This window comes from Paraburkholderia sejongensis (assembly GCF_020880815.1).
Classification (GTDB): Bacteria; Pseudomonadota; Gammaproteobacteria; order Burkholderiales; family Burkholderiaceae; genus Paraburkholderia; species Paraburkholderia sejongensis.
Map to the genome: position 1 here is coordinate 206,238 of NZ_JAJITD010000010.1, position 21,092 is coordinate 227,329.

The 21,092-nt window shown below is 64.5% G+C and carries 21 protein-coding genes; 2 read left to right on the top strand and 19 right to left on the bottom strand.

What is annotated here, in order from left to right:
• Positions 1 to 76: 76 nt before the first annotated feature.
• The 6 genes from LJ656_RS20890 to LJ656_RS20915 all read right to left on the bottom strand — a co-directional run bounded on the left by LJ656_RS20890 (position 77) and on the right by LJ656_RS20915 (position 6,540).
• Positions 77 to 1,867, bottom strand: a complete 1,791-nt coding sequence (locus LJ656_RS20890; protein ID WP_230511265.1) for an acyl-CoA dehydrogenase — start codon at positions 1,865 to 1,867, stop codon at positions 77 to 79.
• A 119-nt stretch (positions 1,868 to 1,986) separates the two neighbouring features.
• Positions 1,987 to 2,922, bottom strand: a complete 936-nt coding sequence (locus LJ656_RS20895; RefSeq protein ID WP_230511266.1) for an electron transfer flavoprotein subunit alpha/FixB family protein — start codon at positions 2,920 to 2,922, stop codon at positions 1,987 to 1,989.
• A gap of 77 nt (positions 2,923 to 2,999) precedes the next feature.
• Positions 3,000 to 3,749 (bottom strand): electron transfer flavoprotein subunit beta/FixA family protein, encoded by a 750-nt coding sequence (locus tag LJ656_RS20900; protein ID WP_230511267.1) that lies wholly within the window; start codon positions 3,747 to 3,749, stop codon positions 3,000 to 3,002.
• Between the two features lie 262 nt (positions 3,750 to 4,011).
• Entirely contained in the window at positions 4,012 to 4,809 is a 798-nt protein-coding gene (locus LJ656_RS20905) for a MetQ/NlpA family ABC transporter substrate-binding protein (protein WP_230511268.1), read from the bottom strand.
• A 53-nt stretch (positions 4,810 to 4,862) separates the two neighbouring features.
• Positions 4,863 to 5,516, bottom strand: coding sequence for a methionine ABC transporter permease (locus LJ656_RS20910; RefSeq protein ID WP_230511269.1), 654 nt, complete (start codon positions 5,514 to 5,516; stop codon positions 4,863 to 4,865).
• Positions 5,506 to 6,540, bottom strand: a complete 1,035-nt coding sequence (locus tag LJ656_RS20915) for a methionine ABC transporter ATP-binding protein (RefSeq protein WP_230511362.1) — start codon at positions 6,538 to 6,540, stop codon at positions 5,506 to 5,508. Before LJ656_RS20915 ends, LJ656_RS20910 begins: the two co-directional genes overlap by 11 nt.
• A gap of 240 nt (positions 6,541 to 6,780) precedes the next feature.
• Between LJ656_RS20915 and LJ656_RS20920 the strand changes: the two genes are divergently transcribed.
• The gene (locus LJ656_RS20920) at positions 6,781 to 7,686 is read left to right on the top strand and encodes an alpha/beta hydrolase (protein ID WP_230511270.1); all 906 of its coding nucleotides are present in this window, start codon (positions 6,781 to 6,783) and stop codon (positions 7,684 to 7,686) included.
• A 6-nt stretch (positions 7,687 to 7,692) separates the two neighbouring features.
• Here the strand turns inward: LJ656_RS20920 and LJ656_RS20925 are convergent, their stop codons facing one another.
• Positions 7,693 to 8,523 (bottom strand): enoyl-CoA hydratase, encoded by an 831-nt coding sequence (locus LJ656_RS20925; protein WP_230511271.1) that lies wholly within the window; start codon positions 8,521 to 8,523, stop codon positions 7,693 to 7,695.
• A 64-nt stretch (positions 8,524 to 8,587) separates the two neighbouring features.
• Positions 8,588 to 9,511, bottom strand: a complete 924-nt coding sequence (locus LJ656_RS20930) for a histone deacetylase family protein (protein WP_230511272.1) — start codon at positions 9,509 to 9,511, stop codon at positions 8,588 to 8,590.
• A 361-nt stretch (positions 9,512 to 9,872) separates the two neighbouring features.
• On the opposite strand from LJ656_RS20930, the gene mltB reads away from it, so the two are divergent.
• Positions 9,873 to 11,051, top strand: a complete 1,179-nt coding sequence (gene mltB / locus LJ656_RS20935; protein WP_230511363.1) for a lytic murein transglycosylase B — start codon at positions 9,873 to 9,875, stop codon at positions 11,049 to 11,051.
• Positions 11,052 to 11,184: 133 nt separating this feature from the next.
• Here mltB and cysM read toward each other — a convergent pair whose 3' ends face one another.
• The 11 genes from cysM to cmk form a co-directional block, all read right to left on the bottom strand.
• On the bottom strand, positions 11,185 to 12,087 hold the full coding sequence (gene cysM, locus LJ656_RS20940; protein ID WP_230511273.1) for a cysteine synthase CysM: 903 nt from the start codon (positions 12,085 to 12,087) through the stop codon (positions 11,185 to 11,187).
• A 279-nt stretch (positions 12,088 to 12,366) separates the two neighbouring features.
• Positions 12,367 to 12,735 carry a ComEA family DNA-binding protein gene (locus LJ656_RS20945; RefSeq protein ID WP_230511274.1) on the bottom strand — a complete coding sequence of 123 codons (369 nt, stop codon included), beginning with the start codon at positions 12,733 to 12,735 and terminating at the stop codon, positions 12,367 to 12,369.
• Positions 12,736 to 12,813: 78 nt separating this feature from the next.
• A complete protein-coding gene (rfaD, locus tag LJ656_RS20950; protein ID WP_230511275.1) occupies positions 12,814 to 13,806 on the bottom strand; it encodes an ADP-glyceromanno-heptose 6-epimerase in 993 nt (330 codons plus the stop codon).
• Positions 13,807 to 13,887: 81 nt separating this feature from the next.
• Complete coding sequence (rfaE1, locus tag LJ656_RS20955; protein ID WP_230511276.1) at positions 13,888 to 14,895, bottom strand: D-glycero-beta-D-manno-heptose-7-phosphate kinase; 1,008 nt, start codon at positions 14,893 to 14,895, stop codon at positions 13,888 to 13,890.
• Positions 14,861 to 16,264, bottom strand: a complete 1,404-nt coding sequence (locus tag LJ656_RS20960) for a UDP-glucose dehydrogenase family protein (protein WP_230511277.1) — start codon at positions 16,262 to 16,264, stop codon at positions 14,861 to 14,863. The genes rfaE1 and LJ656_RS20960 overlap by 35 nt, the downstream gene beginning before the upstream one ends.
• A gap of 56 nt (positions 16,265 to 16,320) precedes the next feature.
• Positions 16,321 to 17,496 (bottom strand): lipopolysaccharide assembly protein LapB, encoded by a 1,176-nt coding sequence (gene lapB / locus LJ656_RS20965; RefSeq protein ID WP_230511278.1) that lies wholly within the window; start codon positions 17,494 to 17,496, stop codon positions 16,321 to 16,323.
• Positions 17,497 to 17,565: 69 nt separating this feature from the next.
• A complete protein-coding gene (locus tag LJ656_RS20970; RefSeq protein WP_075302024.1) occupies positions 17,566 to 17,859 on the bottom strand; it encodes a LapA family protein in 294 nt (97 codons plus the stop codon).
• On the bottom strand, positions 17,856 to 18,158 hold the full coding sequence (locus LJ656_RS20975; RefSeq protein ID WP_230511279.1) for a hypothetical protein: 303 nt from the start codon (positions 18,156 to 18,158) through the stop codon (positions 17,856 to 17,858). Before LJ656_RS20975 ends, LJ656_RS20970 begins: the two co-directional genes overlap by 4 nt.
• Entirely contained in the window at positions 18,158 to 18,481 is a 324-nt protein-coding gene (locus tag LJ656_RS20980) for an integration host factor subunit beta (RefSeq protein ID WP_006050255.1), read from the bottom strand. Before LJ656_RS20980 ends, LJ656_RS20975 begins: the two co-directional genes overlap by 1 nt.
• A gap of 21 nt (positions 18,482 to 18,502) precedes the next feature.
• Positions 18,503 to 20,236 carry a 30S ribosomal protein S1 gene (rpsA, locus tag LJ656_RS20985; protein WP_230511280.1) on the bottom strand — a complete coding sequence of 578 codons (1,734 nt, stop codon included), beginning with the start codon at positions 20,234 to 20,236 and terminating at the stop codon, positions 18,503 to 18,505.
• A gap of 162 nt (positions 20,237 to 20,398) precedes the next feature.
• A complete protein-coding gene (gene cmk, locus LJ656_RS20990) occupies positions 20,399 to 21,085 on the bottom strand; it encodes a (d)CMP kinase (protein ID WP_230511281.1) in 687 nt (228 codons plus the stop codon).
• Positions 21,086 to 21,092: the final 7 nt, after the last annotated feature.

The following is a 21,092-nucleotide window of genomic DNA, read 5'->3' on the forward strand; positions in this document are numbered from 1 at the left end:
CCTCATGAAGTGAGGCGCCGTTTGCATTTCATGCCCAACTAAATCCAGACTCAACCGAAGCGCGAACAACGCGCGCTCAGAACTGCTCCGCCGACAAAGCGAGCACGCCCTCGCCGCCCTTCGCGCTGACGATCGCCACTTCGAGCGCGCGCGCCTGCGGCAGCACGTGCTCCGCGTAGAACTGCGCGGTCGCGATCTTCGCGCCGTGGAACGCCGGATCTTCATCGCGCTTCGCGCTCGCGGCGAGCAACGCACGCGCCATCTGCCAGCCGCCGAGCACGATGCCCGCAAGCTTCAGATACGGCACGCTGCCGGCGAACACCGCATTCGGATCGCCCTTCGCATTCGCGAGCACGAAATCGACCGCGGCGCCGAGCGCGCGCTGACCGTCGGCGAGTTGCGTCTTCATCGATGCGAACGCCGCGCCTTGCTGCGCGCCGAGCGCGTCGAGCGTCTGCCCGATGCCGGCGAGCAGCGTCTTTGCGACCTTGCCGCCGTCGCGCAGCGTCTTGCGGCCGATCAGGTCGTTCGCCTGGATCGCAGTGGTGCCTTCGTAGATCGGCAGAATGCGCGCGTCGCGATAGAACTGCGCGGCGCCCGTCTCTTCAATGAAGCCCATGCCCCCGTGCACCTGCACGCCGAGGCTCGTCACGTCGATCGACAGCTCCGTGCTCCAGCCCTTCACGATCGGCACCAGGTATTCGTAAATCGCCTGATGCTGCGCCCGCGTCGCGTCGTCCGGATGACGATGCGCGAGGTCGCAATGCGCGGCCGCGACATATGCGAGCGCGCGCGAAGCTTCGGTCAGCGCGCGCATCGTCGACAGCATGCGGCGCACGTCCGGGTGCTGGATGATCGCGACCGGCTGCTTCGCCGAGCCGTCGACCGGCCGGCTTTGCACGCGTTCCTTCGCATATGCGACCGCCTTCTGATACGCGCGATCCGAGATCGCGACGCCCTGCATGCCCACCGCGAAACGCGCGGCGTTCATCATGATGAACATGTATTCGAGGCCGCGATTTTCTTCGCCGATCAGTTGGCCGATCGCGCCGCCGTGATCGCCGAACTGCAATACCGCGGTCGGGCTCGCCTTGATGCCGAGCTTGTGCTCGATCGACACGCAATGCACGTCGTTGCGCTCGCCGAGCGAGCCGTCTTCATTGACCAGAAACTTCGGCACCAGAAACAGCGAGATGCCCTTTACGCCTTCGGGTGCGTTCGGCGTGCGGCCGAGCACGAGGTGCACGATATTTTTCGCCATATCGTGCTCGCCCCACGTGATGAAGATCTTCGTGCCGAACAGCCTGTACGTACCGTCGGCCTGCGGCTCGGCGCGCGTGCGCACGAGCGCGAGATCGGAACCGGCCTGCGGCTCGGTCAGGTTCATCGTGCCGGTCCACTCGCCGGAAATCAGCTTCGGCACGAAGGTCTGCTTCTGCGCTTCGCTGCCGGCGGTCAGCAGCGCTTCGATCGCGCCGTCGGTCAACAGCGGACACAGCGCGAACGACAGGTTCGACGCATTCAGCATCTCGACGCACGGCGTCGCAATCAGCTTCGGCAGCCCTTGTCCTTCGTAGTCGAGCGGATGCTGCACGCCTTGCCAGCCGCCTTCGGCGAACTGGCGGAACGCGTTGCCGAAACCGGGCGTCGCGGTCACCACGCCGTCCTTCCAGCTGCTCGGATTGCGATCGCCTTCGACATTCAGCGGCGCGAGCACCTCGCCGCACAGCTTCGCCGATTCGTCGAGCACCGCCTGCGCGGTGTCGAGATTCGCATCTTCAAATCCGGGCAGCTTCGCAATCTCTTCGAGTCCGGCCAGTTCTTTCATCACGAACAACATGTCCTTGATGGGCGCCGTATAGCTCATTTCGTCCTCCTCCCTTCCGATGAAAAAGGGCGCCGAACCTGCTCGGTCCAGCGCCCTTCGCTTGCTGCTGTCAGCGGCGGCCGCCGCCCGGTTACCCGGGCTTGCCGGCGCCGCGGCGCTTAGCCGAGTTCCTTCACGAGTTCCGGCACGACGGTGAACAGATCACCGACGAGGCCGTAATCCGCGACGCTGAAAATCGGCGCTTCTTCGTCCTTGTTGATCGCAACGATCACCTTCGAATCCTTCATCCCCGCGAGGTGCTGGATCGCACCCGAGATGCCGACCGCCACGTACAGCTGCGGCGCGACGATCTTGCCGGTCTGGCCGACCTGGTAGTCGTTCGGCACGAAGCCCGCGTCGACTGCCGCGCGCGATGCGCCCAGCGCCGCGCCGAGCTTGTCCGCCAGCGGCTCGAGCACCTTCGTGTAGTTCTCGCCGTTGCCCAGACCCCGGCCGCCCGACACGATGATCTTCGCGCTCGTCAGTTCCGGACGGTCCAGCTTCGTCACTTCGCGGCTGACGAACTGCGAGATGCCGGTGTCGGCTGCCGCTTCGATTTTTTCCACCGCCGCGCTGCCGCCTTCGGCCGCGACTGCGTCGAAGCCGGTCGTACGCACGGTGATCACCTTGACCGGATCGGCCGATTGCACGGTCGCGATTGCGTTGCCCGCGTAGATCGGACGCTCGAACGTATCCGGCGAATCGACCGCGGTGATGTCCGAGATTTGCGCGACGTCGAGCTTCGCTGCGATGCGCGGCGCGATGTTCTTGCCGTACGCGGTGGCCGGCGCGAAGATGTGCGAGTAGTCCTTCGCGATGTTCAGCACGGTCGCTTCGACGTTTTCCGCGAGGCCCGCGGCCAGTTGCGGCGCGTCGGCGAGCAGCACTTTCGAAACGCCGGCGATCTTCGCAGCGGCGTCCGCCGCGGCCTGCGCGTTGTGACCTGCCACCAGCACATGAATGTCACCGCCGACCTTTTGTGCCGCTGCGATCGTGTTCAGCGTCGCGGCCTTGATCGACGTATTGTCGTGTTCTGCAATTACCAGATTCGTCATTTGCTCAGTCTCCGTGTCGACTGGAGTCAGCGCTTTAGCGCTTACTTCAGCCCCATGCAACATAGTTGCCGTTCTACTTAAAGCACCTTGGCTTCGGTCTTCAGCTTCTCGACCAGCGTCTTCACGTCCGGCACCTTCACACCGGCGGAGCGCTTCGGCGGCTCTGCAACCTTCAGCGTCTTCAGACGCGGCGCGACGTTCACGCCGAGGTCTTCGGGCTTGATCGTTTCCAGCGGCTTTTTCTTCGCCTTCATGATGTTCGGCAGCGTCACATAACGCGGTTCGTTCAGGCGCAGGTCGGTCGTCACGACGGCCGGCAGCGTCAGCGACAGCGTTTCCGCGCCGCCGTCCACTTCACGCGACACCGTCGCCTTGCCGTCGGCAACGACGACCTTCGATGCAAAGGTCGCCTGCGGCAGATTCGCGAGCGACGCGAGCATCTGGCCGGTCTGGTTCGAGTCGTCGTCGATCGCCTGCTTGCCGAGGATCACCAGCTGCGGCTGTTCCTTGTCGACCAGCGCCTTCAGCAGCTTCGCGACCGCCAGCGGCTGCAGGTCTTCATTCGATTCGATCAGGATCGCGCGGTCCGCGCCGATCGCCAGCGCGGTGCGCAGCGTTTCCTGCGCTTGCGTGGCGCCCGCCGACACGGCGATCACTTCCGTTGCGACGCCGGCTTCCTTCAGACGCACCGCCTCTTCAACGGCGATTTCGTCGAACGGATTCATCGACATCTTCACGTTGGCAATGTCGACGCCCGTACCGTCCGATTTCACGCGGACTTTCACGTTGTAGTCGACCACTCTTTTCACAGGCACCAGAATTTTCATGCACACGCTCCAAAGTTACGAATACGTCAACCCGTCAAACATTATAACGACTGCCCCGATGGCAGCCCTGTCGCGGGCGCATTAGCGCGAGGATATCGCTCCCCAGCGGCGTGACGGCAATATCGAACGATCGTTCTATTTTAATCTCGAAAAAACCCGGGCGACAACCCCGGGTTCCGACTCAGACCTCTAATTCGCATCGCTGTCTGCATGACTGTTCGATTTGCCGCCGTTTTCTTGCGAGGTCCGGGCGGTGATCACATCACCACGAAGTGATCACTGCTCCGCCGAATTTGCTCTCGATAAACTGCTTCACTTCCGGCGAGCGATAGGCCGCCACCAGCTTCGCGACCCACGGCTTGTTCCTGTCGGCCTCGCGAATCGCGATCACGTTCACGTACGGCCCCTTCGGATCTTCGAGCGCGATCGCGTCCTGCTTCGGCTTGAGCCCCGCTTCCATCGCGAAGTTGGTGTTGATCGCGGCGGCGTCGACGTCGCCGAGCGAGCGCGGAATCTGCGCGGCGTCGAGTTCGACGATCTTCAGCTTGCGCGGATTCTCGACGATATCGAGCGGCGTCGCCTTCAGGCCCGCATCGGCGCGCAGCTTCAGCAGCCCCAGCTTTTGCAGCAACAGCAGCGCGCGGCCGCCGTTGGTCGGATCGTTCGGCACCGCGATCTTCGCGCCCGGCTGCAACTCGGCGAGCGACTTCAGCTTCTTCGAGTAGATTCCCATCGGATAGGTGACCGTATCGGCGATGCGGATCAGCTTATAGCCGCGGTCCTTCACCTGCGCCTGCAGATACGGGTCGTGCTGATAGCTGTTCGCGTCGAGGTCGCCGCCGGCGAGCGCCGCGTTCGGCTGCACGTAATCGGAAAACTCGATGATCTTGATGTTCAGCCCGTTTTTCGCGGCGACCGTCTTCACGACGTCCATGATTTGCGCGTGCGGGCCGCCGGTGACGCCGACCTTGATCGTGTCTTCCGCGTGCGCGGCGGTAGCGGCGAACAACGAAGCGGCGCCCAGCGCGGCGGCCAGCTTGAGAATCAAACGACGTTGCATGGTGAACCTTCCGACTTGATGGCGAGCCGCCCGGCGGGCGCCCTCGCCCTTGTTTATTTGTGGCTCAGACGACGCACGAGCCAGTCTCCAAACGACTGCACCAACTGCACGAACACGATCAGGATCAGCACGACCGCGAGCATCACTTCCGGCAGGAAGCGCTGATAGCCATAGCGGATGCCGAGGTCGCCCAGACCGCCGCCGCCGATCGCGCCGGCCATCGCCGAATAGCCGACCAGCGACACGAACGTAATGGTCAGCCCCGCGATCACGCCAGGCAGCGATTCCGGCAGCAACACCTTGAAGACGATCTGGCGGGTGGTCGCGCCCATCGCCTGAGCCGCTTCGATCAGCCCGCGATCGACTTCGCGCAGCGCGGTCTCGACCAGTCGCGCGATGAACGGCGCGGCGGCGATCGTCAGCGGCACGATCGCGGCGGCCGTGCCGATCGACGAGCCGACCACCAGCCGCGTGAACGGAATCACCGCGACCAGCAGGATGATGAACGGCGTCGAGCGCACCGCATTGACGATCACGCCCATCACGCGATTGACCGCGACGTTCTCGAGCACGCCCTGACGGTCGGTCAGATACAGCAGCACGCCGAGCGGCACACCGACCACCGCGCCGATCAGTCCGGACACGCCGACCATCACCAGCGTTTCCCAGAACGACTGGACGAACATATCGAACATTTCACTCAACATGCGAGAGCTCCTCTACCACCACACCCTGCTCGCGCAGAAACGTAATTGCCTGCGCGACCTTGCCCGGTTCGCCACCCGCGAGCACCGCGAGCGAGCCGAACGCCTGGCCCTGGATCTCGTCGATCTGGCCATGCAGGATGTTGAAATCGAGCTCGTAACGGCGGATCGTCTCCGACAGGATCGGCTGATCGACGCCCGAGCCGGTGAACGCGAGGCGCAGCAGATGGCCGTTGCCGGTCTGCAGCCGCTGCGCGACCCGCGCCTTCAGCGCCGGCGGCAGCTCCTGGGCGATCACGTCGCCGATCAGCGCGCGCGTGACTTCGTGGCGCGGCTGCAGGAACACGTCGATCACCTTGCCCTGTTCGACGACGCGGCCCGCGTCGAGCACCGCGACGCGGTCGCAGACCTGCTTGATCACGTCCATCTGGTGCGTGATCAGCACGATCGTCAGGTTCAGTTCGCGGTTGATGCGCTTGAGCAGATCGAGAATCGCGCGGGTGGTTTCCGGATCGAGCGCGGAGGTCGCCTCGTCCGAGAGCAGCACCTTCGGCTTGCTCGCAAGCGCGCGCGCGATGCCGACGCGCTGCTTCTGGCCGCCACTGATTTGCGCCGGATAACGGTCCTTCTGCGCCGACAGCCCGACCAGATCGAGCAGCGGCAACACGTTCGCCTCGATTTCGTCGCGCTTCATGCCGGCCAGCTCGAGCGGCAACGCGACGTTCTCGTACACGGTGCGCGAGGACAGCAAATTGAAGTGCTGGAAGATCATGCCGATCTCGCGTCGCGCGTCGCGCAGTTGCGCGGCGGGCAGCGTGGTCAGATCGCGGCCGTTGACGACGATATTGCCTTCGGACGGGCGCGTCAGCAGGTTGATCGTGCGCACGAGGGTGCTCTTGCCCGCGCCGCTGCGGCCGATGATGCCGAACACCTCACCCGCCGGAATCGACAGATTGACGTTGTGCAGCGCCTCGACCCAGCCCCGGGGTCCGGCGAAGCGCTGGGAGATATTGCGAATTTCGATCATGGACAAACGAAAACGGCGGAGGCTGCCGGCGAGCGTATGGCTCCCGGCGAGCGGCCGCCGTTGCTTTTATTGGGATTTGAGCCGCCATTCTACCGCAGCGTCGACATACGCTTTAATAATCAATTCCGATCTTTTCATAACCTGAAAGCATTAGAGGCGCGTGCGAGCACGCGAAGCTCGCGCGGGCGGCGCGCCTGCGACTATGATTCGCTGCACCGCCATCCAGTCGATCCCGCCGTCATGCAGAGCTCCCCTAGCCACACCGTGCGCGCGAGCGCCGGCCGTCTCAAGAACGCCCCGCCGCAGCGCGAGTCGGTCAGCACCGCCGACGGCGTCCAGTTGCCGCTGTATCGCTGGCGACCTGACGGGCCGCTTCGCGCAACGGTCGCGCTGCTGCACGGGCTCGCCGAGCACGCGGGCCGCTACGCGGCTCTGGCCGGCCGGCTCAACGCGGCCGGCATCGAACTGGTCGCGATCGATCTGCGCGGCCACGGCGAGGCGCCCGGCAAGCGCGCGTACGTGCGGCGCTTCGACGACTACCTGCTCGACGCGCAGGCGTTGCTCGACGCCGCCGCGCCAAGTTGCGCGCCGCTGTTTCTGATGGGGCACAGCATGGGCGGCGCGATTGCCGCGCTGTATGCGATCGAGCGCCTCGAAGCGAGCGGCCGGCGCATCGCCGGTCTGATCCTGTCGAGCCCCGCGCTCGCGCCGGGCCGCGATGTGCCGAAATGGATGCTCGCGTTCAGCCAGGTGATCAGCCGCGTCTACCCGTTGTTCCCGGCGATGAAGATCGACCCCGCGCTGCTGTCGCGGCTGCAACCGGTCGTGAACGCGAACCGCAACGATCCGCTCGTGCATCACGGCGCGATTCCCGCGCGCACCGGCGCCGAGCTGCTGCGCGCGATGGCGCGGATCGAACGCGGCCGCGCGCACTTGCGGATGCCGCTGCTGGTGTTTCATGGCACCGAGGACAAACTCACCGAGCCGGACGGCAGCCGCGCGTTCGGCGCGCATGCCGGCTCGCCGGACAAGACGCTCACGCTGCACGAAGGCAGCTATCACGAGACGATGAACGACCTCGATCGCGACCGGGTGATCGGCGCGCTGGTCGACTGGATCGAGCGGCGGGCGGTGGGGAGAAGCTGAAGCGCGCTACCCGCGCTTCCAGTTGGGCGCGCGTTTGTCGATGAACGCCTGCACGCCTTCGAGCGCCGAGTCGGCCATCATGTTGCAGGCCATCGTCTGACCGGCCAGCTGGTACGCCGCCTCGATGCCCATTTCGAGCTGGCGATAGAACAAGCCCTTGCCCGCGCTGACCGCTTCGCGCGGCTTCGCGCAGATACTCGTCGCGAGCCGCGCCACTTCGTCGTCGAGCACATCGGCGGGCGCGACGCGATTTATCAGACCCTGCTGCCGGGCCTCGGCCGCGTAGATGAAATCGCCGGTCAGCAGCATTTCGAGCGCCGCCTTACGCGACAGATTGCGCGACAGCGGCACCGACGGCGTCGCGCAGAACAGCCCGAGATTCACGCCCGAAACCGCGAAGCGCGCGGTCTCGGCGGCCACCGCGAGATCGCACATTGCGACGAGCTGGCAACCGGCCGCGGTCGCGATCCCATGCACGCGCGCGATCACCGGCTGCGGCATCCGCTGGATCGTCAGCATCAGCTTCGTGCAGCGCGCGAACAGCTGCTGGTAATACGCGAGCGACGGCGCCGCGCGCATTTCCTTCAGATCGTGTCCCGCGCAGAACGCCCGCCCCGCGCCGCTGATCACGACGACCCGCGCATCGCTCTGCGCAAGCGCGGCCAGCGTCTGCTCCAGTTCGTCGAGCAACGCTTCGGACAGCGCGTTGAACGCATCGGGCCGGTTCATCGTCACGTGCACCACGCCCGGCACGCGATACGCGTCGTGCTCGACCTCGACCAGCGGCGCGGTGCCGGGCTTAGCGTTCGCAGCGACGTTGTCAGGACTAGCGTTCATGGCTCGTGGGTTCCTCGGTGCGTTGATGCCCAGGCGCGCACACCGCGCGCGGTATCAGATCAAATCAGATCTCCGCCAGCGAGCGCAGATGCGCGACCACGCTGCGCCCGAGCGCCGAAAGGTTGTAGCCGCCCTCCAGACAGCTGACGATGCGCCCGCGCGCATAGCGCCGCGCGACTTCGCGCATCTGGTCAGTGATCCACGCGTAGTCGTCTTCGACGAGTCCCATGTTGCCGAGGTCGTCTTCGCGATGCGCGTCGAAACCCGCCGAGATGAACAGCATCTCCGGCTTGAACTCGTCCAGGCGCGGCAGCCACAGCATGTCGACCGCCTCGCGCACCGCCATCCCGTTCGAGCGCGCGGACATCGGCACGTTGCACATGTTGGGCGACTGGTTGTCGGCGCCGGTAAACGGATAGAACGGGTGCTGGAAGATGCTGCACATCAGCACGCGCGGGTCACCCGAGAACGCGGCCTCGGTGCCGTTGCCGTGATGCACGTCGAAGTCGACGATCGCGACGCGCTGCAGTCCATGCACGTCGAGCGCATGGCGCGCGGCGATCGCGACGTTGTTGAAAAAGCAGAAGCCCATCGCTCGGGCCGGCTCCGCGTGATGGCCGGGCGGCCGCACGCTGCAGAACGCGTTTTCGTAACGGCCTTCGATCACCGCGTCGGTGGCGGCCACCGCCGCGCCCGCCGCGCGCAACGCGGCCTGCCACGTATGCGGGTTCATCGACGTGTCGGGATCGACTTCCGCAAGGCCCTCGCTCGGCGCGAGGCCGCGGATGTAGTCGACGTGCGCCCGCGTGTGCACGCGCAGCAGCGCGGCTTCGTCGGCGAGCGGCGCGCACTCGCGCTCGAGCAGCGCGTCGATGCGGCTCGCGATCAGCTGATCCTCGATCGCCTGCAGGCGTGCCGGACATTCGGGATGCCACTGCCCCATGTCGTGCAGCAGACAGTCGGGATGGGAATAGAAGCCTGTTGCCATAGTTCGGATCTGCGTCTCGTCTCGTTTCTTGTCCGCGTGGCGTGGCGTGGCGCATCGCGATGCGCGCGGCGTGTCTCCGTCGAACGGCGCGCTCGTTGCGATACGCCGCGCGCCCATCTTCGTCAAGTTACCACAGGCGGCCGCGCCGGCGGCGCTGTCGCAGATTCGGCACGGTGTTGCGAAAGGCGTCGGGTATACTGCCCCGACCCGTCGTTCGCGTTTTTCGTTGCTGCCGCTTCCCGTCCTTCACGCATCGCGCTCACTGCTCACCATGACCGTCAAGCTTGCTTTGTCCGCACGATCCCCACGCACCCCGCTTCGCCTCGCTACCCTTACCGCCTCACTGTCCGTCGCAGCGTGCCTGTTGATCGCCGCGGCGCCCGCGAGCGCGCAAAAGGTCGCGAAAAAGGCGCCGGTGCAGGTCGCGCAGAGTCAGCCGCAGCAGGCCGTGCCGCAAGGGCAAATGTTTGAGGAAGAGATCATTCCGCAGCGTTACGCGAACAATGCGAACGTCGATGCGTTCATCAGCGAGATGGTCGCGCGCTACGACTTCGACGAAGCGTCGCTGCACGCGCTGTTCGCCGGCGTCAGCTATTCGGCGACCGCGGTGAAGCTGGTCACGCCGTCGCCGACGCCGTCGGTCAAGAACTGGCGCGCGTATCAGGCGCGCTTTCTCGATCCGGTGCGGGTGAATGCCGGCGTGCAGTTCTGGCGCGAGAACCAGGACACGCTGCAACGCGCGTCCCAGGAGTTCGGCGTGCCGCCGGAGGTGATCGTCGGCATCATCGGGGTCGAGACGATCTACGGCCGCTACATGGGCAACTTCCGCGTGCTCGACGCGCTGACCACGCTCAGCTTCGACTATCCGAATACCGCGAATCGCGCGGACCGCCAGGCCACCTTCCGAAAGAATCTCGAAGACTATCTGGTGTGGACGCGCGACGCGCAGATCGACCCGACCACGGTGCTCGGCTCGTACACGGGCGCGATCGGCATTCCGCAATTCCTGCCGAGCAGCATCGTGCAATACGCGGTGAACTACGACGGCAACAAAAGCATCGATCTGCGCACCAGCGAGGCGGACGCAATCGGCAGCGTCGCGAATTATCTGCGCCAGAACGGCTGGGAAAGCGGCCGGCCGGTGGTGTGGCGGATCGGTTCGGACATCGGCAGTCTCGGCGTCGCGCAGGCGGCCGCCAACGGCCTGCCGGAGCCGCACTGGCCGCTCGATCAATTGCTGCGCGCCGGGCTCGTGCTGAACGAACCGAACGTCGATATCGCGGCGGAAGCGAGTACGCCGGTGACAGTTGTCGACCTGCCGTCGCCGGGGCGCGGTACCGAATTCAAGCTGGGCCTGAAAAATTTCTATGTGCTGACGCGTTACAACCGCAGCTTCTTCTATGCGCTCGCGGTCTATCAGCTCGGTCAGAAAGTGAAGGCGCAGATGGAAGCGCTCGATGCGGCGAGCGCCGCGAAGGCAGCGAACAACGGCAATGCGGTGCAAGGCACGGCCAGTCCGTCGAATTCCGCTTCGCAGTAAGCGATACGTGACACGCTGAAGCGCGACACGCTTTGCGTTGCAAGCATGAAAAAAGCGCCGGCTAGACCGGCGCTTTTTGCTTTGGGTCGCGCACACGCGATGGTGCGCTTTAAAGCCTCTGCCGCGCGAGCGCTTACGCGGGAAACACGCCGGTCGACAGATAGCGGTCGCCGCGATCGCAGACGATGAACACGATCGTCGCGTTCTCGACCTGACGCGCGATCCGCAGCGCGACTTCGCACGCGCCGCCCGACGAGATGCCGGCGAAGATCCCCTCGACCGACGCGAGACGCCGCGCCATCGCTTCGGCCGCCGCCTGGCTCACGTTCTCGACGCGATCGACCCGGCTGCGATCGAAAATCTTCGGCAGGTACGCTTCCGGCCATTTGCGGATGCCCGGAATGCGCGAGCCCTCTTCAGGCTGCGCGCCGATGATTTCGATCTGCTGGTTCTGCGTTTTCAGATACGTCGACACGCCCATGATCGTGCCGGTCGTGCCCATCGACGATACGAAGTGCGTGATGCGCCCTTCGGTATCGCGCCAGATTTCGGGGCCGGTGCCCTCGATATGCGCGGCGGGATTGTCCGGATTCGCGAACTGGTCGAGGATGATGCCCTTGCCTTCGCGCTGCATCTGCTCGGCGAGATCGCGCGCGTACTCCATGCCGCCCTTGACCGGCGTCAGCACGATTTCCGCGCCGTAAGCGGCCATGCTCTGCCGGCGCTCGACCGACAGATCCTCCGGCATGATCAACACCATCCTGTAGCCGCGGATCGCGGCGGCCATTGCCAGCGCGATGCCGGTGTTGCCGCTGGTCGATTCGATCAGCGTGTCGCCCGGCTTGATGCGCCCGCGCGCTTCAGCCCTTTTGATCATCGACAAAGCAGGCCGGTCCTTCACCGACCCCGCGGGATTGTTGCCCTCGAGCTTCGCGAGAATCACGTTGTTGCGGCTGCGGATCTCGTCGTCGGGAAGCCGGACGAGTTGCACGAGCGGCGTGTTGCCGACCGTATCTTCAATCGTTTTGTATGCCATAGCGGGTCTAGCGGTCGAGACGCGAAAGTGGGAGTTGAATCTAACGATTCTAAACCACGGCGTTCGCCGCTGCCGTTCGGCCCTGCTGCGCGCATGGATGCAGACGGTGACTCACGCAGAAAAGCCCGCGGCGGTGAACCGCGGGAAAGTGTGTGTGTATAACGAAGTGGTCGTTCGCCGCAAACGCCGCGGCAGCGCGTAGCCGCAACGATACGGCGAACGACGCGAGCGCTCCGGTACGCATGCCGCGCGAACGGCAGACACACCGGCCGCGGCGGCTTATTTCTTCACCGCCACTGCGGCGCCACCTTTCTGCGCGGCGGCCTGGGCAGCCGCGGCGGGCTCTTTGGGTCCGGCGACCGCAACCTGCGTGCTAGCAGCAGCACCAGCCGGACCGACAGCGAGACCCTCCGCCTGCAGGCGCTCGACGGTACGCCCGCCCATACCCTTGACGCGTTTGCCGAGATCGGCTGGATCCTTGAATGGACCATGTGCGGTGCGTTCGTCGAGAATCGCCTTGGCTTTGGCCTGGCCGATGCCCTTGATGCCGAGCAGCGCATCCTCGCCCGCGGTATTAACGTCGACCATCGCATACGCGTGGCCGAAAGCGGCCAGCATCGCCGCGCTAACCAGTACTTTTCGAAACATATTGGAATCTCCCTGTTGCCACTGACCGGCGACCATCACCGGCCAGGAGATTCCAGTTTAGAGAGGAAGCCGTACTAATTACACCTGGCCGAACAGCCAGCGCACGTAACGGTCGACGCCTTCCTGCACGCTCAGGAACGGCGCGTCGTAGCCGGCCGCGCGCAGCTTCGTCTGGTCCGCCTGGGTGAAGCACTGGTATTTGCCGCGCAGCGCGTCGGGGAACGGAATGTATTCGATCAGCCCGCGCTGCACCAGCTCGGCGAGCGACAGCGCCGGCTCGTTGTCGAGCGCGCGCAGCGTATTGACCACGGTGCTGGCGATGTCGTTGAACGGCTGCGCGCGGCCGCTGCCCAGATTGAAGATGCCCGACTTGTCCGGGTTGTCGAAGAAGAACAGATTGACCTTCACGACGTCTTCGACCGACACGAAGTCGCGCGTCTGTTCGCCGGCCGGATAGCCGTTGTATTCGCCGAACAGCTTGACCTTCCCCTCGGCGCGGAACTGGTTGAAGTTGTGGAACGCGACCGACGCCATGCGCGCCTTGTGCGTTTCGCGCGGGCCGTACACGTTGAAATAGCGAAAGCCGGCGATCTGGCTTTTCGCGGTCGGCAGCACGCGGCGGATCACCTGGTCGAACAGGAACTTCGAATAGCCGTACACGTTCAGCGGCGCCTCGACCTCGCGCTCCTCGACAAAGCGGCTGGAGCCGCCATAGGTCGCGGCCGACGACGCATACAGGAACTGGACGTTCTGCGCGAGGCAGATGTCGAGCACGTCGCGGCTATAACGATAGTTGTTCTCCATCATGTAGCGGCCGTCGGTTTCCATCGTGTCCGAGCAGGCGCCTTCGTGGAAGATCGCGCGCACCTTGCCGAAGTCGCCGCGCCGGAAGCGTTCGACGAATTCGGTCTTGTCGAGATAGTCGTCGATTTCGCAGTCGACCAGATTCCTGAACTTGTCCGCGCGCGTCAGGTTGTCGACGGCGATGATGCGTTGTTCGCCGCGCTCATTGAGCGCCTTCACGAGATTGCTGCCGATAAAACCGGCCGCGCCGGTGACGATGACGGTCATGATGATCCTGCGATAGTGAGCGGTGGATGACGCCTCGCGCGGCGCGGGGCCGTCGGCGACGGCGGCGCCCGGCGGGCGGTATCAGGAGAAGAGTTCGTCGTAATCGACGGTGGCGGTGCCGAGTTTGCCGACCACGATGCCGGCCGCGCGATTCGCGAGCCCGACCGCGTCGACGAGCGACAGACCCGCGCCGAGCATCGCGGCGAGCGTCGCGATCACGGTGTCGCCCGCGCCCGACACATCATACACTTCGCGTGCAACGGCCGATGCGTGCAGGATGCCGTCGTCGGCAAACAGCGTCATGCCCTCTTCCGAGCGCGTCAGCAGCAGCGCCTTGAATTCGAGTTCCGCGCGCAGCTTCGTCACGCGCGCGATCAGATCCTCTTCGGACTTCCACTGCCCGACGACCTCGCGCAACTCCGCGCGATTCGGCGTGATCAGCGTCGCGCCGCGATAGCGCTCCCAGTCGTCGCCCTTCGGATCGACCAGCACCGGCTTGCCGGCCGCGTGCGCCTTCGCGATCATCTGCGTGACGTGGGTCAGGCCGCCCTTCGCGTAATCGGACATCAGGATCACGTCGTGCGACGGCAGCAGCTCGTCGAAACGCGCGAGACCCGCGAGCAGCACTTCGTGCGCGGGCGAGTTCTCGAAGTCGACGCGCAGCAGTTGCTGCTGGCGCGACAGCACGCGCAGTTTGATCGTCGTCAGCAGCGCCGGGTCGCGTTCGAGATGCGGCGTGACCCCGCTTTCTCCGAGCAACTGCACGATTCGCTCGCCCGGTTCATCATGGCCGACCACGCACAGGAGACCCGCCTGCGCACCGAGCGCGACCGCGTTGCGCGCGACGTTCGCCGCGCCGCCGAGACGATCTTCCTGGCGCTGCACGTGCACGACCGGCACCGGCGCTTCCGGCGAGATACGGTTGACGTCGCCGAACCAGTAGCGGTCGAGCATCACGTCGCCGACCACCAGCACGCGCGCCGCGCCCAGCTGCGCGCGCGGCACCGTGGGCAGCGGCTGCGCCGGCGTGGCCGTGGGAGGCGTGGGTTTCGCCTCAGCCATTGGCTGGAAGCTCAGAGGGTTGGGCATAGGGCCGTCCAATAGCGTGATAGTCGATGCCGAGTTCGGTCATCGCGTCCGGTTCGTACAGATTGCGGCCGTCGAAAATCAGCGGCGTTTTCAGCACCGACTTCAGGTGCACGAAATCAGGACTCTTGAACTCCTTCCATTCGGTCACGATCACGAGCGCATCGGCGCCGGTCAGCGTTTCGTCCTGGGTGCTCGTGAACGTGAGGCGCGCGAGCTGCTCGGGCGCATCGTGCAGGTCCATCGCGAACACGCGGCGTGCCTCGGTCACCGCGACCGGATCGTACGCGCGCACCGTCGCGCCGCGCGCGAGCAGCTCGCCGATCACGCGACGGCTCGGCGCCTCGCGCATGTCGTCGGTATTGGGCTTGAACGCGAGACCCCAGACCGCGAACGTGCGTCCGCTCAGGTCCTCGCCGAGTTTCGCGGTGACCTTGTTCACCAGCACGTCTTTCTGCGCGTAGTTCACTTCCTCGACCGCTTCGAGAATGCGCAGATTGTGGCCGCTTTCGCTCGCGGTGCGGATCAGCGCCTGCACGTCCTTCGGGAAGCACGAGCCGCCATAGCCGCAGCCCGCATACAGGAAGTGATAACCGATGCGCGGATCGGAGCCGATCCCGCGTCGCACCGCTTCGATATCGGCGCCGACGCGATCGGCGAGATTCGACATCTCGTTCATGAACGAGATGCGGGTCGCGAGCATCGCGTTGGCCGCGTACTTGGTGAATTCGGCCGAGCGCACGTCCATGTACAGCGTGCGTTCGTGATTGCGGTTGAACGGCCCGTACAGGCGCTTCATCAGTTCGCGCGCGCGCTGGCCGGCTTCGTCTTCGTCGATGCCGATCACGATGCGATCGGGGCGCATGAAGTCGTCGACGGCCGCGCCTTCCTTCAGGAACTCGGGATTCGACACCACCGAGAAGCGATGCTGCGCGCTGCCGGCAAGCCCGCGCTTCGCGAGCTCTTCTTCGATCACCGCGCGCACGCGCTGCGCGGTGCCGACCGGCACCGTCGATTTGTCGACGATCACCTTGAAGCCGTTCATCGTGCGGCCGATGTTGCGCGCCGCCTCCAGCACGTACTGCAGATCCGCCGAGCCGTCTTCATCGGGCGGCGTGCCGACCGCGATGAACTGCACGTCGCCGTGCGCGACACTGGCCGCGACATCGGTCGAGAACGTGATGCGGCCGGCCGCACGGGTGCGCGCGATGATCTCCTGCAGGCCCGGCTCGTGAATTGGGACGCCGCCGTTGTTGAGGATGTCGATCTTGCGCTGGTCGACATCGAGACAGAACACATCGTTGCCGATTTCGGCGAGACAGGCACCGGTGACGAGACCGACATAGCCCGTGCCGATAATGGTGATTTTCATATGCTTTCCGGTAGAGGGTTCCGGTGAAGGGTACCGACCGTTATGCCGGCGGCGCGTCAGCTCGACGCGGTGATCGGCTCGACGCGGCGCGGCGCATAGGTTTCCCAACCGCTGCAACCCGGACACTGCCAGTAGAAAAGCCGCGCTCTGAAACCGCAATTCTGGCAGGTATAGCGCGGCAGGTTTTTGGTGCGCTGCCGGATGAGCGTGCGCATCAGCTCGAGCTCGCTGCGGCGCGGCTCTTCGGCGACCGCCTGCTGCGCTTCGAGCAGACGCGTCATGCCGGCGAGGTTCGGCGACTTCTGCATCTGCGAGCGCGCGAGCGCATGGGCCGCATCGGCACCGCGCAGCGACGCGACGTGTTGATACGCGACATCGAGCAGATCGTTGCTCGGATAACGGTCGACCCAGCTAGTCAGCAGATCGGCACCGTCCTGCGGGCGGCCGAGCGCCTCGTACGCCGTCATGATCTTCTCGGCGACGAGCGGCAGATACGCGGAATTCTGTTCCTCGACGCGACGCCATTGCGCGATCGCCGCTTCCGGCGCGCCGCCGGCCGCGTCGACGTCGCCGAACAGGATCGTCGCGCGCACGTTGGTCGGGTTCGCCTTCAGCGCCAGCTCCAGCTGACGGCGCGCCTCATCGGGCTTCTTCTGCTGCAGCGCTTCCTGCGCGAGCTCGCAATGGAACTGCGCGATTTCCTTGTCGAGCGACGGCGCGCCCATCGTTTCAAGATGACGCGCGGTGTCGATCGACTTGATCCAATCCTTCTCGATCTCGTAGATCGTCAGCAGCGCGCGTTGCGCGCCCAAGGCGTAGTCGCCGCTCTGCAGCGAGCGAAAGGTTTCCTCCGCGCGGTCGAGCAGCCCCGCTTTCAGGAAGTCCTGGCCGAGTTCAAACAGCGCGTGATCGCGCTCGCTAACAGGCAGATCCGTGCGGCTCAGCAGATTCTGATGCACGCGGATTGCCCGGTCCGTTTCGCCGCGGCGGCGGAACAGATTGCCGAGCGCGAAGTGCAGCTCGACCGTTTCGGGGTCGAGTTTGACGACTTCGATGAACGCGTCGATCGCCTGGTCGGGCTGCTCGTTGAGCAGGAAATTAAGGCCGCGAAAATACGAGCGCGGCAGGTTCGCACTTTCGGACAGCAGCGTCTTGAGGTCGTAGCGCGCGGCCATCCAGCCAAACGCGAACGCGACGGGTATGACGAGCAGCCACCAGAAGTCTAGATCCATGCGATTAATGCAAATGAGCGGAAAGCAAACAACGAAAAGCCGCGCGTGAAGCGCGCGGCGCAGAATCGGTCAGATCAGCGGCGGCATCGGCGGCTGTTCGACCACGGCCGGGGTTTCGCGCGCAACGCGCAGTTCGCGCCGGAGCTTGCCGTTCTCCATGCGCAGACGCACGACTGCGGGCATCGCCGACACCAAACCGGCCACGAGGCCGATCACGAAAAACGCGAGGCCGATCAGAATCAACGGCGCCGACCACGTGTAGCCGGCGAGGAAATTCAGCGCAGCGGGTTGCATGTTGGAGAGCGCCAGCACCAGCAGCAGCACGAACACCAGCACGCGGATCAGCCAGACGAAAAATTTCATGAATAGATCTCTTGACGGCAGTTGCGGGGTGACGCCGGCTTGATGACGCGTCGCGCCACGGTGTTGCCCGCGCCGAAGTGACCCGTATTGTAATTGAAGCCCTCGCGGCTGGGCAGCAGATGGCCGGAAGCCTCTTTGTGGGCACTTTCAGCACGGAGCGCGCCCCCACGGACAACCGCCCCAAAAAACGCGGGCGAAAAAAAAAGCGCCCGAAGGCGCTTTTCCTGGTCTTTTGCCGATTGGCTTTGGCCGCTGACGACGCTAGCTTTGCCACGCTGCAAGACGCACAGCGCGGTCACTACAGGTCGTCATCCGGCTCTTCGGCTTTCAGCGGCTCGCCCGCACGGCGATCCACCCGCTCACGCAACTCTTTGCCCGGCTTGAAGTGCGGTACGTACTTCTCGGGTACCAGCACCTTCTCGCCCGACTTCGGATTGCGCCCGACGCGGGAGGGACGGCGGTTGAGGCCGAAGCTGCCGAAGCCACGAATTTCGATGCGATGACCTTTGGCAAGCGCCTCCGACATCGCGTCGAGCATCGTCTTCACCGCGAAGTCCGCATCCTTGAGGACAAGTTGCGGAAATCGCGTAGCCAGCTGGGCGACCAATTCCGATTTGGTCATACTGCAGCAGACCTCTCAGGCTTACTGGTTCTGGCCGTCGAGCTTGGCCTTCAGCAGCGCGCCGAGGTTCGTCGTGCCGGTAGCAGCTGCGCTCGAATCCGAAGCAGCGAGGCCACGGATGGCTTCCTGCTGCTCAGCCGAATCCTTCGCCTTGATCGACAGGTTGATGCCGCGCGACTTGCGATCGATGTTGATGATCATCGCGTTGACCTTGTCGCCTTCCTTCAGCACGTTGCGAGCGTCTTCCACGCGGTCTTGCGCGATTTCAGAAGCGCGCAGGTAGCCTTCGACTTCACCCGACAGCTGGACCACGGCACCCTTCGCGTCGACCGACTTGACGGTACCGTCGACGATCGAGCCCTTGTCGTTCATTGCAACGTAGTTGCTGAACGGGTCGCCCTCGAGCTGCTTGATACCCAGCGAAATGCGTTCCTTCTCGACGTCGATGCCGAGAACGATTGCTTCCACTTCGTCGCCCTTCTTGTACTTGCGAACGGCTTCTTCGCCGGTTTCGCTCCACGACAGATCCGACAGGTGAACCAGACCGTCGATGCCGCCCGGCAGACCGATGAACACGCCGAAGTCGGTGATCGACTTGATGGCGCCGCTGATCTTGTCGCCCTTCTTGAAGTTGCGGCTGAAGTCGTCCCACGGGTTCGGCTTGCACTGCTTCATGCCGAGGCTGATACGGCGGCGGTCTTCGTCGATTTCGAGAACCATGACTTCGACTTCGTCGCCCAGCTGGACAACCTTCGACGGCGCAACGTTCTTGTTGGTCCAGTCCATTTCCGACACGTGGACGAGGCCTTCGATGCCCGATTCCACTTCGACGAATGCGCCGTAGTCGGTGATGTTGGTGACCTTACCGAACAGGCGCGTGCCCGACGGGTAACGGCGCGAGATGCCTTCCCACGGATCGTCGCCCAGTTGCTTGATACCGAGCGAAACGCGGTTCTTTTCCTGGTCGAACTTGAGGATCTTCGCGGTGACTTCCTGGCCAACCGACAGAACTTCGCTCGGGTGACGCACGCGACGCCATGCGATGTCGGTGATGTGCAGCAGGCCGTCGATACCGCCGAGGTCCACGAACGCGCCGTAGTCGGTGATGTTCTTGACCACGCCTTCGACGATCGCGCCTTCCTTCAGCGTTTCGAGCAGCTTTGCGCGCTCTTCGCCCTGGGTCGCTTCGATAACAGCGCGGCGCGACAGCACGACGTTGTTACGCTTGCGATCGAGCTTGATCACGCGGAATTCGAGGGTCTTGCCTTCGTACGGGGTCGTGTCCTTGACCGGACGCGTGTCGACCAGCGAACCCGGCAGGAACGCGCGGATGCCGTTGACCATCACGGTCATGCCGCCCTTGACCTTGCCCGTGATCGTGCCGGTCACGAGTTCGTTGTTGTCGAGCGCTTTTTCCAGCGACAGCCACGAAGCCAGACGCTTCGCCTTGTCGCGCGACAGGATCGTGTCGCCGTAGCCGTTTTCCAGCGCGTCGATCGCGACGGAAACGAAGTCGCCCGCCTGCACTTCTACCTCGCCCGCGTCGTTCAGGAACTCTTCGAGCGGGATGTAGGCTTCGGACTTAAGACCAGCGTTAACGACCACGAAGTTGTGGTCGACACGCACGACTTCGGCGGAGATCACTTCGCCGGCGCGCATGTCCTGCTTGGTCAGCGACTCTTCGAACAGAGCCGCAAAAGATTCGGTATTCGGGGTAGAGGTTTGCAGGTCGGACATAAAAATCAGAATTTGCATGGTGCTCGCTGCGCCTCGCCGACCGGAATGGTCAGCTGAACGGCATACACGCGAATGCCACGCGGGGTTAAAGGTTAAAAACAACGCTTCGCGACCATCGCGAAGCACCTACCAGCAACGGAACCACCGCTGGCTGACCGCCGATGCGTCACCTGTTTCAAGTCACGCTTGCGGGACCAGCGCTTCATACCATTGCACCACCTGCTCGACCGCCTGGTCGACCGACAATGCGGAGGTATCAAGCAGCTTTGCATCCGCTGCGGGCTTGAGCGGCGCGGCCGCGCGCTGACTGTCACGCTCGTCGCGCTCACGCAAATCCCGGAGCAAGTCCTCTATATTAGCAGAAAATCCTTTTTGGATCAATTGCTTATGCCGGCGAGCCGCGCGGGCCTCGACGCTGGCGGTCATGAACACCTTCAGCACCGCGTCCTGGAAGATCACCGTGCCCATGTCGCGGCCGTCGGCGACCAGCCCGGGTTCCTTGCGGAACGCCCGCTGACGCGCCACCAGCGCGGTGCGCACCGGTGCGTGAACGGCGATCGCCGACGCGCGGGTGCCGACTTCCTCCGCGCGGATTTCAGTCGATACATCGTGGCCGTCGAGTTGCGCGAGGCCCTCGCGGAACGTGATGTGCAGGTCGTCGATCAGCTTGACCAGCGCGTCGATATCGTCCGCGGCGACGTCGTAGCGCAGGCTGGCGAGCGCCGCGAGCCGGTACAGCGCGCCGCTGTCGAGCAGGTGAAAGCCGAGGCTCGCCGCCACCAGCGCGGCGACGGTGCCTTTGCCGGAAGCGCTGGGGCCGTCGATCGTAATAACAGGCGTCTGGTGAAAGGGGCGGGTCGGTTTCATCTAAAAA

Bases quoted from the DNA above. Each gene is read 5' to 3' on its own strand.
- LJ656_RS20945 (WP_230511274.1), bottom strand. From the start codon at position 12,735: ATGTTTCGAAAAGTACTGGTTAGCGCGGCGATGCTGGCCGCTTTCGGC.
- LJ656_RS20920 (WP_230511270.1), top strand. From the start codon at position 6,781: ATGCAGAGCTCCCCTAGCCACACCGTGCGCGCGAGCGCCGGCCGTCTC.
- LJ656_RS20915 (WP_230511362.1), bottom strand. From the start codon at position 6,540: ATGATCGAAATTCGCAATATCTCCCAGCGCTTCGCCGGACCCCGGGGC.
- LJ656_RS20970 (WP_075302024.1), bottom strand. From the start codon at position 17,859: ATGAAATTTTTCGTCTGGCTGATCCGCGTGCTGGTGTTCGTGCTGCTG.
- LJ656_RS20900 (WP_230511267.1), bottom strand. From the start codon at position 3,749: ATGAAAATTCTGGTGCCTGTGAAAAGAGTGGTCGACTACAACGTGAAA.
- lapB (WP_230511278.1), bottom strand. From the start codon at position 17,496: ATGGATCTAGACTTCTGGTGGCTGCTCGTCATACCCGTCGCGTTCGCG.
- LJ656_RS20930 (WP_230511272.1), bottom strand. From the start codon at position 9,511: ATGGCAACAGGCTTCTATTCCCATCCCGACTGTCTGCTGCACGACATG.
- rfaD (WP_230511275.1), bottom strand. From the start codon at position 13,806: ATGACCGTCATCGTCACCGGCGCGGCCGGTTTTATCGGCAGCAATCTC.
- cmk (WP_230511281.1), bottom strand. From the start codon at position 21,085: ATGAAACCGACCCGCCCCTTTCACCAGACGCCTGTTATTACGATCGAC.
- LJ656_RS20895 (WP_230511266.1), bottom strand. From the start codon at position 2,922: ATGACGAATCTGGTAATTGCAGAACACGACAATACGTCGATCAAGGCC.
- LJ656_RS20980 (WP_006050255.1), bottom strand. From the start codon at position 18,481: ATGACCAAATCGGAATTGGTCGCCCAGCTGGCTACGCGATTTCCGCAA.
- LJ656_RS20960 (WP_230511277.1), bottom strand. From the start codon at position 16,264: ATGAAAATCACCATTATCGGCACGGGCTATGTCGGTCTCGTCACCGGT.
- LJ656_RS20925 (WP_230511271.1), bottom strand. From the start codon at position 8,523: ATGAACGCTAGTCCTGACAACGTCGCTGCGAACGCTAAGCCCGGCACC.
- LJ656_RS20890 (WP_230511265.1), bottom strand. From the start codon at position 1,867: ATGAGCTATACGGCGCCCATCAAGGACATGTTGTTCGTGATGAAAGAA.
- LJ656_RS20905 (WP_230511268.1), bottom strand. From the start codon at position 4,809: ATGCAACGTCGTTTGATTCTCAAGCTGGCCGCCGCGCTGGGCGCCGCT.
- rpsA (WP_230511280.1), bottom strand. From the start codon at position 20,236: ATGCAAATTCTGATTTTTATGTCCGACCTGCAAACCTCTACCCCGAAT.
- LJ656_RS20910 (WP_230511269.1), bottom strand. From the start codon at position 5,516: ATGTTGAGTGAAATGTTCGATATGTTCGTCCAGTCGTTCTGGGAAACG.
- rfaE1 (WP_230511276.1), bottom strand. From the start codon at position 14,895: ATGCCCAACCCTCTGAGCTTCCAGCCAATGGCTGAGGCGAAACCCACG.
- cysM (WP_230511273.1), bottom strand. From the start codon at position 12,087: ATGGCATACAAAACGATTGAAGATACGGTCGGCAACACGCCGCTCGTG.